Origin of the sequence: Citrobacter sp. Cpo069 (assembly GCF_030332785.1) — a bacterium.
Classification (GTDB): Bacteria; Pseudomonadota; Gammaproteobacteria; order Enterobacterales; family Enterobacteriaceae; genus Citrobacter; species Citrobacter portucalensis.
In genome coordinates this window covers 491,328-503,399 of the sequence record NZ_JAOWHD010000063.1, presented here as the reverse complement: position 1 = coordinate 503,399, position 12,072 = coordinate 491,328, and the positions used below count along the sequence as shown (strand labels likewise).

General features: G+C 53.9%; 7 protein-coding genes. 1 reads left to right on the top strand and 6 read right to left on the bottom strand.

Translation table 11 applies throughout. The features are described from left to right. Nucleotides 1-138: 138 nt before the first annotated feature. The 5 genes from ldtD to cmoM form a co-directional block, all read right to left on the bottom strand. The gene (gene ldtD / locus OGY08_RS25000; RefSeq protein WP_032942892.1) at nucleotides 139-1,890 is read right to left on the bottom strand and encodes a L,D-transpeptidase; all 1,752 of its coding nucleotides are present in this window, start codon (nucleotides 1,888-1,890) and stop codon (nucleotides 139-141) included. 980 nt (nucleotides 1,891-2,870) lie between these two features. Beyond that, on the bottom strand, nucleotides 2,871-7,331 hold the full coding sequence (mukB, locus tag OGY08_RS24995; RefSeq protein ID WP_125363232.1) for a chromosome partition protein MukB: 4,461 nt from the start codon (nucleotides 7,329-7,331) through the stop codon (nucleotides 2,871-2,873). Beyond that, the gene (mukE, locus tag OGY08_RS24990; RefSeq protein ID WP_003035809.1) at nucleotides 7,331-8,035 is read right to left on the bottom strand and encodes a chromosome partition protein MukE; all 705 of its coding nucleotides are present in this window, start codon (nucleotides 8,033-8,035) and stop codon (nucleotides 7,331-7,333) included. The genes mukB and mukE overlap by 1 nt, the downstream gene beginning before the upstream one ends. Beyond that, a complete protein-coding gene (mukF, locus tag OGY08_RS24985; protein WP_003831939.1) occupies nucleotides 8,016-9,338 on the bottom strand; it encodes a chromosome partition protein MukF in 1,323 nt (440 codons plus the stop codon). Before mukF ends, mukE begins: the two co-directional genes overlap by 20 nt. Continuing rightward, nucleotides 9,331-10,134 carry a tRNA uridine 5-oxyacetic acid(34) methyltransferase CmoM gene (cmoM, locus tag OGY08_RS24980; protein ID WP_003035803.1) on the bottom strand — a complete coding sequence of 268 codons (804 nt, stop codon included), beginning with the start codon at nucleotides 10,132-10,134 and terminating at the stop codon, nucleotides 9,331-9,333. Before cmoM ends, mukF begins: the two co-directional genes overlap by 8 nt. A gap of 135 nt (nucleotides 10,135-10,269) precedes the next feature. Here cmoM and elyC point away from each other — a divergent pair, with 135 nt between their 5' ends. Beyond that, nucleotides 10,270-11,034 (top strand): envelope biogenesis factor ElyC, encoded by a 765-nt coding sequence (gene elyC, locus OGY08_RS24975; protein ID WP_057067095.1) that lies wholly within the window; start codon nucleotides 10,270-10,272, stop codon nucleotides 11,032-11,034. A gap of 90 nt (nucleotides 11,035-11,124) precedes the next feature. On the opposite strand, the gene OGY08_RS24970 is transcribed toward elyC, so the two are convergent. Continuing rightward, nucleotides 11,125-12,021 (bottom strand): YcbJ family phosphotransferase, encoded by an 897-nt coding sequence (locus OGY08_RS24970; RefSeq protein ID WP_125363233.1) that lies wholly within the window; start codon nucleotides 12,019-12,021, stop codon nucleotides 11,125-11,127. Nucleotides 12,022-12,072 lie beyond the last annotated feature (51 nt).

Here is a 12,072-nt window from a genome sequence, read left to right as displayed (position 1 = left end):
CTCTAGCGCACGCGGGAAACCTTATCTGGCTAAGTAGTCCACGTCAAGGCTCCCAACCCCAGGAAATACGGGGCTCACAGCCATTTTTCCCCGTTTCCAGCATAACTTACGACAATCATTTTCCTCGAACTGCTTCATTTATCTGATTAATTGCTCGGCTTTTGACACAATTTGTGCGCTGGATCGCGCTGTCAGATCGTAATTGTAAATATCTGTACGATACTGCGTGCGCCCATCAGGGCCGACAAATGCGGTCAGATAGTAGAGGTTGACCGGGATATTCTGGCGAATATTCACGTACCGCGTATCCCCTTGCTTCAGGGCATCCGAGATGCGCGTATCATTCCAGCCCGCATCCTGTAGCAGCATATTTGCCAGCTCAGAGGCCTTATTCACCCGCACGCAGCCGGAGCTTAATGCCCGCGTATCCTTCTGGAACAGATTGTGGTTCGGCGTGTCGTGCAGATAAATAGCGTCCGAACTCGGCATGTTGAATTTATAGCGGCCGAGCGAGTTACGTGCACCCGGAGCCTGCTGAAAGCGGAACGGCAGATTGGACGCAGTGATGGTCGCCCAGTCAACCTGCCACGGATCTATCGTCTCTTTACTGTTCCAGCCGCGCATTACGGTATAGCCGTGACGTTCAAGATATCCCGGATCATTCCATAACTTAGGCAGAATATCTTTACGTGCCAGCGTCGGCGGAACGTTCCACGGTGGGTTAACGACCACGTTATTTAGCGCACTGCTCATCATCGGCGTTTTACGATCGGGACGCCCTACAATAACGCGCGAGGCCAGCACCTGATTGCCATTCTGATAATAAACCAGCGAATAGGCAGGAATGTTCACCATGATACCGGTAGACAGCTCACTCGGCAGCAGGCGCAAGCGCTGAATATTTAACGCCAGCACGCCCGCACGCTGAGCAGGCGTCACGTTCAGCCAGTCACGCGTCGCAGGGCCAATCGCGCCATCTGCGCCAAGTCCCTGCCACGTCTGAAAACGCTTTACCGCATCAACCAATTCACGATCGTAGGTACCACGCCCTTCTTTGCCAGACGTACTGACGGCAGGCTCCAGCATCCCGGTTCGACGCAAAATTTCACGTAGCGCGGGGATGTCATTACTCCACTCCCCCGGACGCAGCGTTGCTGTACTGGTGAGCTGTGGCCAGGGACGTGTATCGCCCACCAGCTTGAGCAGTGATTCATGCATGGCTGCATACTGCGGATGTTGAGGCGCAAGGCTGGCCACAAATGAAGTCAGTTGACCGTTATCCAGTGCGACCTGCCACTGGTTGATGACGGAAATCGGCGGCGTCGTTAGCGCATAGGGCTTATCGCTGTAAAGCCAGCGATTACCTTTGACAGGGATGTTAGCGATAAAGTGCAGATACCCCATCATCGCATCAGAGAGCACGATGTCTCTCGCCTGACCGGTTACTGCCGGGTCAGTCAGAAGTGCAACCCAGGTAGTGAACTGCGGCTGAAAGCCGGCAATTGCGACCTCGGCTAACTGTTGCTGAAATGCCTTTACCGCATCACGATTTTCCCACATCGGCTTCATTTCGCGTGCGGCATACAGCAGTTCCAGCTGGCTCATGTAAACCGGCGTATAACCTGCTGGCAGCTGAGAGTGTATTTCGGCGCGGGCTTTATCGACAGACACGCCTTCTGGCAGCGGTTGAATACCCGCCATGATAGCCGTCGCAGAAGATTGAACCTGCGGCTGCGATAACGCTGTTGGCTGTTCACTGACGGTCGCAGAGCTATCGCCAGGGATCATTTCAGGCTCATCGGCCTGAGCATTGAACAGTGGAGCGAATGTTACGGCCAGGCACAAACTGATTGCCGACAGCCGACGACCACACATTTTATTAAGCAACATCCCTTGCCCCCTGTTTTCTTTATCATACTCTGAATAGCCAGGTCGTCTGTATTCCTCTTTATTCTGACGAGGGTCGGACCTGTAAAACGCCAATACAAACTGAAGTATGACGAGCAAGCCCGTGACGCGTTAGGCTCACCTTTAGTATATAAACATCAAAAACTTTTTGCCTAACCTAATGTAAAGAAGTCTAAAGAAATTACACCAGGCATGAAGTCTTTTCGGAAAAAGATAAGGCGGCCATGTAGCCGTAATGCCAGTCAGTTAGCGCCTCAGTTTCAGTAAACTGGCGGAGGTAAAGAACATGCTATCTCGGAAATAGAGTTCCGTTCACCTCATGCTCATTGTTTCTCTGAAACACGGATTCCCGTGAACGTGTAAAGGGCGTTCTCCGCCACGCCCTTTACAATCCCGGCTCCCGGCGGGAAAATTGTTGCTACGCAATACCCTCCGCTTATTCCTCCTGGCTACCGGGCCGGGCGCGAGGAAGCGTCCCTGCAAAGCGCGCCCTGAGCCAGCATCCATGCTGGCTCTCCCGGCCTTACGGAAACACGTCGGCAATTTTCAGCCGGACCAGCCCACACCTGACCATCTGCGTTTTTGTTTAAACAGCAAAACAGCTTTTACTGAAAGTCAGGGCATTGAAGCGATGACCCCTGTCCGGCTGAAAATCGATGAGGCGTTGACGTCTGCCCGGGACTGCCCGCAGGGATGCGGGCAGAGGGGAGGGCCTGCATGGATGCAGGCTCGGCCCCGACCCGACAGGCAGACGGCATAAGACGAATAACTCGCGCAGCGACGATTTTCCCGCCGGGAGCCTAGGTTGCAAGGGAGGTGGCGGTGAGCCTCCCTTGCACGTTCACAGGTATCTGCGCTTCAGAGAAATGACACCACTGAGGTGAACGGAACCCTGAGCAAGAATCACATGTTCATCATACATGCTTAACTGATGAGCATTAGCCATGTAGCCGCCTTTTTGCTTAGCTTGCCTGCGAGGAGGCATCTTCAGTCCCCGGCAGTGGTTCCGGTAACTGAGGCGCAAATCCGCGCAACCCCACCACGTGAACGTGTTCGGTGTTCTGGAAGACTTTACGCACCAGTTTGTAGGTGGTGCCTTTCTCTGGGCTGATGTTTTCCGGCGCAGCGATAATCAGCTGCATCTGCAAACGCTCACACAGCTCAAACAAGGTCGCAATAGAACGCGCATCGAGTCGTGCAGCTTCATCAAGGAACAGCAGGCGGCAAGGAGAGATATCTTTCCCGCGCAATCTGCGGCCTTCATCTTCCCAGCTTTGCACCACCATCACCAGAATAGACATCCCGGTCCCGATCGCTTCACCCGTTGACAACGCACCAGACTCAGCACGCAGCCAGCCGTCAGAGCCACGGTTAACCTCAACTTCCATTTCCAGATAGTTACGATAATCCAGCAGCTCTTCACCAATGGTTTGTGGCGTACGTTGCCCCATGTCTATCTGCGGATTCAGACGCTGATACAGCTTCGCCAGCGCTTCTGAGAAGGTCAGGCGATTGCTGTTAAACAGATCCTGATGCTGTTCATGCTGCTCTGAAAGTACGTCCAGCAAGGTAGCATGTGTTTCACGCACATTGACGTTCAGGCGAACGCTGTTGACCTGGCCAAACGACACGCTTTGCAGCCCCTGGTTCAGCATGCGAATACGGTTCTGTTCACGCTGAATGGTCTTACGAATAATATTCGCCACGCTGCGTGAGCTGATCGCCAGCTTCTGTTCACGTGAGGTTAACTCTTCCGTCAGACGGCTCAGCTCAATCTCCATCTGTTCAATGGCTTCCACCGGATCATCGGTACGAATAATATCCTGGCGAATACGTTCACGCAGATGCTGGTAAACCGCGACGAAGAACTGAATTTTGCGCTCTGGACGTTTTGGATCTTCAGACAGACGCAACACATCGCGCAGGTGCTCGTTATCCGCAACCGCCAGACGTAGCGCACCGAGCGCCTTATCCGACATCGAACGCAGTTCGTCACCGGAAAGATAGGCCAACTCGCGGCGGTGAAGACGACGTTCCACACCGTTATCTTTCACCATCCGCATGACTGCACACCAGCCGGCTTTGGCGGTGACTACCTGCTCGCGCATTTCATGATAATCACGTTCCAGCTTGCGCAGTCTGCGGGTCAGGTTTTCCATCTCCGCTTCGCAGAAGGTCAGTGCTTTCTCAAGTTGGTTGCGACGTGCACGGTTGTTGCTGAGCTGCGCATGCAGTTCGTCACGGCGAATACGCGCACGCTCTTCGGCACCACTGTCCGCACGAACACCGATATCCTGCAGTTCACGTTGTAAATCGTTAAGCAGCTCTTTTTTGGTGTCATAGGAGCTTTTCAGCGATGCCATGACCTGGTTGTACTGGCTTAACTGTGCGGCGTGGCTGCGCAGCGCTTCACGAGCGCGGGTACGTTCGGCTTCCGCCTGTTCCAGGCGTTCACGCAATTTTTCGTTCAGATCGCTATTGCCGCTCAGCATTTCGGCTGAGTCGGAATAACTAAAGTGCGCCCGACGCTGTACGACTTCGGTCAGCGCAAAAGCCTGCTGACGCGCATCGCGCTGCATCTGCTGGGAATACGCATAGTCTTCCTTCAGCTGTTCAAACTGCTCAGGGTCATTTTGCAGAACCGAAACGATAGGTTCCAGTTTCGCCAACTGATTGCCATGTTGCTGTACAAAACGCGCGGCTTCCTGAGCTTCATCCAGACGCTCGCGAATTTCGTCTACGCGATCGGCTAGCGTATCATCTGCCAGCAGATTCAAGCGCGGCAGCAGGCGGTTCAGCGCAGAGACGCCCTCTTTCGCCTGTTCAAACTGCATACGGCTTTGCTGGTTATCATTTTCATGATTGGTCAGCGCACGTTCCAGTTCAACGCGACGGCTATTCAGTTGGCGAATTTCCGCTTCTGGATCGTCTTCAAACGCCACCGACAGATGGCTGCCGATAAAGCGACTGAACGCCTGATGCAGACGTTGGGTTTTCTGGACGTCAAAGGAGAGCGTGGCGAAACGTTCAGACAGCCCTTCACGCTCGGCATGCAGGGTTTCGATACGGCTTTCGCGCGCTGCACGACCAAAAATCGGCACCGTCGGGAAGCGGGAATAACGCCACTGACGCTCGGCGGTTTTCACCACTACCGCTTTTTCCAGCTCATCGACGCTGAACACGCTGTCATCAAACGACTGCGGATCCCCTTCAATGAAATAGAGATCTTCCGGGCAATCCGTCAGCCCTTCAAGCTGTTCGGTAATCAGAGACAGATCCGGCACCACGATAGCATGACGCGAAGGTCCGTACAGCGCTGAGAAGTACGGCGCATCTTCAAGGCTAACGTCGTCATAGATTTCTGACAGCAGCACGCCGCCGAAGCGTTCCGCGAGCGCGTTCAGGCGCTGATCTTCCGCCCCACCGGGCTGACTTAAACGTTCAATCTCTTCATCAACCGCAGTTTTGCGCGCGCCGACTTCATCACGCTCAACAATGGCTTCACGCTCGCGCTCCAGCAGTTGTTGCAGATACTCGGTTACGTCCTGGCTTGAGGTAAACTCTTCGCCGCACTGCTCGCTAAGCTGGTTCAGGCTATTTTGCGCGGCCAGCCAGACAGGCGCGCGTTTCATCAGATGCTGGATACGAGACTGAAGTTGCTCCTGCTCCTGGCGCAACGTCATACGCTGTTCGCTGGCAGAAGAAACGCTGTCCGACAAGGCGGCGATACGCGCTTCCAGCTCCTGATGCAGGGCTTCCAGCTCATCGATATCGAACTGTTTGCCCTGACGTTTGCAGAATTCAGCCAGTAGACGCTCGGCGTCTTGTTGTTCGCGCAGACGCTGCTCCAGCTCGCTGAGTCGCATACGCAACGGCTGAACCTGTTCTGCCAGGTGGCGCTGTTCCACGCCTTCGCGCAGCAGTTCACGCGCCACGCTCCAGGCTTCACCGCGCGCCAGCGGGCCGTTGATAGCCGCCACCAACTGATAAGCCTGTTCGAACTGGCTATGCGCGGTTTGCGCCACGCTCATTTTTTGTTCAAGCGTCAGCAGTTTTTCAGTGGCTTCCTGCTCTTTGGCCTGGAAAGTCTCCAGCCATTCGGCGGCGCTGTCGGCTGTCAGGTCCGGTAAGTGACAGAGCTCTTTCGCCCGGTTTAGGGCCTGGATCGCCTGGGTATACTGAATGGCTCGCGTTTGCTGGACGTCCAGCGCTTGCTGGTAATCGGCAAGCTGGCTTTTCAGCTCATCCACTTCCAGCTCAGCGGCTTCTGCGCGGGCTTCGTTTTCATCCTGGCGGTCAACGGCTTCCGCGACCACCTCGTTTTGTTCTTCAAGACGGACCTGCAATTCTTCGAGATCCGCCTCGTAGCGTTCAATTTTTTCCTGCTGACGCAGCGCGGTTTGCACCAGATTCAGGTGATCGCTCGCGGCCTGGTAATCAGCTTCCAGATCGCCTTCCGCACCGTTGTGCTCACCCAGTTCACGCGCCATATCCACGTGTTTGTACTGCTCTGCCGCCAGCTGCTTGCGCGAGGTATACAGTTCACGACGATATTCCAGTGCTTTATCCAGATGGATACGACGTTCATTGGCATGGCGCATATAATCTGCGGCCACATAGTTGGTCGCTTCACTGATTAAATGCTTAAACAGGTCGCGGTCAGACTGGGTTACGCGAATCGCTTCCAGCGTCATACGGTTTTCACGCAGCGCGGCTTCCATATCCTGAAACGCTTTACGTACGCCGCTGTTTTCCGGCAGCAGGTAGTCACGCAGTGAACGCGTAATGGCGCTGGAGATCCCGCCGTACAGCGAGGCTTCAATCAGACGGTAGAATTTACTACGATCGGACGCAGAGCGCAGACGACGGGCAATGATGCCCAGATCGAACATCAATGAGTGATAATCGGTTATCGAGTTGAACTGCTTAAACTGCACGCCTTCCATCTCATCAAGCTTCTCTTTCAGCTCAGGTAGAGACAGTACGCGCGCCTGGCGTTCGTTCAGCGTTTCCGTCACCAGTTGGGTTGGCTGTACCGACATCGGCAGCCCCTGAATGGCAAACGGTTTGATATCCACTTTGCGATCGCGACCAGCAACCTGTTGCAGACGCACACCCACGACCACGCGCTGATGACGCGAATTAAGGACGTCGAGCATTGAATAACAAACCCCTGCTTTCAGCTTACCGTGCAGGCCTTTATCACGTGAACCGCTGGTTGCACCGGCTTCGGTGGTGTTACGGAAATGCAGCAGGGTTAAGTCCGGAATAAGCGCCGTAACAAATGCCGCCATGGTGGTGGATTTACCCGCACCGTTACCACCGGACAGCGTGGTGACCAGCTCATCGAGATCAAACGTACGGGCAAAAAAACCATTCCAGTTAATCAGCGTAAGTGAGCGAAATTTACCGCGTTCAATCATTATTCTTCTTCTCCACTGTCCGGCTGATTCTCTTCGGGCTCATCGTTGAGCTGCAGACGGTTCTCGACCGCCATCGCTTCACCATCACGAATTAAGCGACGCTGTGCTTCACGCGGATCGTCACCGCTACGCACATCCGCACCAAAGCGGAAGACAGATTCCGTAATACGGAATTTGCTGCTGTCGTGGCCCAGAAACCACACCATGCCTAAGCGGCGCAAGCGGTTGAGCGAAGAACGCACTTTTTCCTGTAGCTTCTGGCGGTCAACGTCAGAACCGGTTGAACGGTTGTTCACCAGCTTCAGTAACTTCGCTTCATCTGCCAGCGTTAGCAGCTCGTCGTACAGCTCTTGCTGGGTAAAAATCCCTTCGTTCGCCAGGCGTTCCGGGCTGAGATAGAGATAGCAAAGAATTTTACCCACCATCATGTCCAGTTCAGACAGGACCGAACGCGGAATGAGCGTCGTTGAACGCGGACGAAGGTAGAAGAACCCTTCCGGCGCACGGATCAATTCCACGTTATAGCGGCTGTAAAACTCTTCAAAATATTCCTGAAAATCCATCAGGAAGGCATGATTATCCAGTTCATCCAGACCGATATGGCGGCCCGAACGTAAGGCACTATCCAGTGCCGGAAATAACGGATTCGCCAGCGCCTGCGCCAGCTTTACCGGCATCACTTGTTCAATATTTGTCAATGACATGCGCCTGTACCTTGGCTCCGTAATCATTAATCGGCTGCCATTTGGCTGGCAGTCCGGTGAAGTCTGCTTGCGCTACGCCAAGGCGTACCGCCTGATCGATAACAATACGCGCGACGTCGAAATGACGCGCACGTGGGTATTGCGCCAGATACTCGCGCACTACCAAGCCGAGATCCAGTGGTGTTTGTCTGGATTTGTAGATAGCCAGCTGTTCTTCGATGATCGCCGCCAGCTGCTCACGGATCTCGTTAAATTCTTCATATTCCAGGTCTTCCGGAAGTTCACCGGTGACCTCTTCGTCACGCAGCACCATCTCCTCGTCACGCATATCCAGCAGACGATCGGCGTTGGCATAGGTCAGCGCCCATGGGTCGTCAAAGTAGGTCTGCACGGACTGGCGCAGACGCTGGGCGAAGACGCGGTTTTTATCCATGTCGATCGCGGTACGGATAAATTTATGCACGTGACGATCGTAGCCAATCCACAAGTCAATTGACTGCTGGCCCCAGCTAATAATGCGGTCGAGCTTGCTTTGTAAATCAAACACCAGCCGATCGACAAAATGCAAATCGTCATGCGTCATCGTGGCGTCCTGGATGCGTAACAGGTTAGCCTGCAGCTTATCCCCTGCCGCTTCCAGCGTATCTTGCAGCTCACGCAGCGTACCAGATGTTTCAGACAGCAGCATTTCACAGCTGGAAATCGCCGCCCGCCAGTCTTTGTTTAGCAACTGTGCGATGTCGTCTTTTACCTGCTGCTGCTGTTCATCCATGATGCGCTGGGTCAGATCGATACTGTCGAAAATCTCCGCCACCGAGTATTTCAATGGCGCATAGACGTTGCGATGCCAGTGGAACTCATCACCACCTTCCGCTGCCGCATCAGCCGCGCGCTTCAGTTCGCCTGCCACAATTGACAGCTGCATAGAAAGACGCAGCGTAGAGAATTCGCGCTGACGAATATAGTAATCTGTGATGCCAATCCCGAGCGGCGTTAAACGGTAAATGGCGTTGCCTTCAGCCTGCTCGCTGGTAAAGCGGTTCAGCAGACGTTGACGCACCATATCGTTGATCGCGTTGTTGGCGCGGACGCCGATGGTTTCGCTGGTTTGCTCAAACGCATCACTCACATGGCGGAACGCATCCACCAGTTCACCTTCACTCATCTCACCGTCAAGTCGCTCACCGTTTAGTGTGGCAACAGCCAGCAGGAACGAAAGTCTGTCTACCGGCAGAGAGATGGAGAAGTCATTTTTTCTGGCCCAGGCAACCAGTTCGGGGACTGTCTGGGAAAATTCACTCATAGGTTATCCTTGCATCTGCGGCTCGGGCCGGACGTTTAATCGCGGTGACATGAATATAGCGCCCAAGGCTGATATACGGTTCCTGGCGGCAATAACGTGTTTCTATTTCTGTTAAAGCATCAAAACAGTCATGCTGTTTTTGTTTATCACGCAGATAATCATGAAACACCCTCACGCCCGTTTTACCGGTTATCTCCCAGCCAATCTCCTCCAGCCAGCCATAGACCTGCTGAGGGTCGCGCGGAAAATCGGGAGACAACGTGCGCCGTTTCTTTTTATACATTCCCTGCTGTACATAGCCGAAATTACCGACCAACACATTACGCATCAACAGACCGTTTGCATTGTAGAACATCAGCGATAAAGCACCGCCCGGGCGTAACATCGACCACAATGTTTTTAAGACGGCTTGCGGATCGGCCACCCATTCCAGCACAGCATGAAACAATATCAGATCAACCTGAGAATCCAAATGCTGTGGGATGTCCTGAGCGGCACAATGTATAAAATGCATGTTGTCGCTCACACCTTGCTCTTCTGCCGCCCGTTGCGCTCGCGCCACCATCTCAGCAGAAAGATCGCACAAGGTGACGTGATGGCCCCGCTGCGCCATCAGAATGGCTGTCTGTCCTTCTCCGCCACCCGCATCAAGCACACGCAACGTTTGGCCCGCGTAGTCGGCAAGAAGTTTGTCCAGATCCTGCCAGAGGATCGTCTGACGAAGCTGACCTTTGGTGGTGCCGTAAATGTTACGGGAAAACTTCTCTGCAATGTCATCAAAATTGCGATCCCGCATCGGGCTCTCCACATGCTGGCTTTAGGGTGACTAAGTAAAACCGCTATTTTGTCACACCCACGCCGAGAATGAACCTTCCTGGTGTAATATCCCTGCTGATCCCCTGCTGTATGGTTAAAAAAGGAACCAAAAAGGATGCTTTTTACGCTGAAGAAAGTGATTGGCGGTATGATGCTGCCACTTCCGCTAATGCTCATTATCATGGGCATAGGCCTGGCGCTGCTCTGGTTTAGCCGCTTTCAAAAAACAGGGAAAGTGTGCATTAGCCTGAGTTGGCTGGCACTGTTACTTCTAAGCTTGCAGCCCGTCGCCGACAGTCTGCTGAAACCGATTGAGGATAGCTATCCAACCTGGCAGGATACACAAAAAGTGGAATACATTGTGGTGCTGGGCGGAGGGTATACCTGGAATCCACAGTGGGCGCCGAGTTCAAACCTGATCAGCAACAGTCTTCCGCGTCTGAATGAAGGTATTCGCCTTTGGCGTGCTAACCCGGGATCGAAGCTTATCTTTACCGGCGCTGCGGCAAAGAGCAATAACGTCAGTACTGCAGAAGCGGGAGCCCGCGTAGCGCAGTCACTGGGTGTGCCGCCCGGTGATATCATCACGCTGGATAAACCTAAAGACACCGAAGAAGAAGCCACAGCGGTTAAGCAGGCCATCGGCAGCGCGCCGTTCCTGCTGGTGACCTCCGCATCGCACTTACCGCGAGCAATGATTTTCTTCCAACAAGCCGGACTACATCCGTTGCCCGCGCCAGCCAACCAGTTAGCGATTGATTCACCGCTTAATCCGTGGGAGCGCGCGATCCCCTCTCCCGTCTGGTTGATGCATAGCGATCGTGCTGGTTACGAAACGTTGGGGCGTATCTGGCAGTGGCTAAAAGGATCGGAGCATTGACAGGAATGTTGCCTGATGGCGACACTAACGCGTCTTATCAGGCCTACGTGTTCAGCGCAGAATTGTAGGCTGGATAAGGCGTTCACATGTTCATCGGGCGAGCCACGGCAGCAGTGATTTCGTGGCCAGGTCAAAGTTAGATCGATTAAAACGTCCGGTGTTGACCAGTTGCGCCACCTCATCCCATAACACATACAGCCAGCGCCGCCAGATGAAGGACTCCGCCACGGGCGCGCGTTGCAGGTATTGCCAAAGCAGACTTTCCGCCAGCGCGTTATCCATTAAACGGAACAATTCATACTCTCTGGGTGCCCACAGCATCAATCCCGGTCCGACCATCGCCAGAAGCTGATCGCTACGGGCGTCTTTGAGCATGCTACGTAAACTAAAATTACCGTGGATCAGCACGCAGTTATCATTGAATCCTTCAAATAAAGCGGGCAAACACTCACGGGTGCGAAACAGGATCCGCTTATCCTGCATCGTCAGCCCGGTATTGTTGAACTGATTTAACGTGGTCCACAACACTTCAACACGCTGACGATACCAGGATGGCCAGATATTCTCTTGCGTGTTATCCACCATTCCCACGCAGCCACGGCTATCCTGCCGATGCCATGACAGCAGACCTTCTACGATCTGATCTTTTAAATGTTCCCAGCGTTCGGGCGTTCGGGCTGGCGCTTCCACCGGCACGCCACGTAAACGCTCAAGCAGTAGCACATCGGGACCGGGATGCTCTTCGTGGGTTAAGACCCCGTAAATGACGGGCATTCGCACCGTACCACTGCGCGCCAACATGGAGGTTTTCCATGCCAGCTGCTGCGCCATACCTGGCGTGGTGAAGCTTCTCGCCATCAGCGGCATCGGATTTCCCTGGCTGTCGTACAGTGACCACAGGGCCGTATCCACTTTTTCATTCACGCATTCTATGCGACTGAGTTTTTCGCCCAGCAGGTGGCTGAGTTCGGCACGCAACTGTTCCATTTCAGATTGCCCTCATAAATGCTACTGCTTTCATAATGAGCGTCGTGCAGA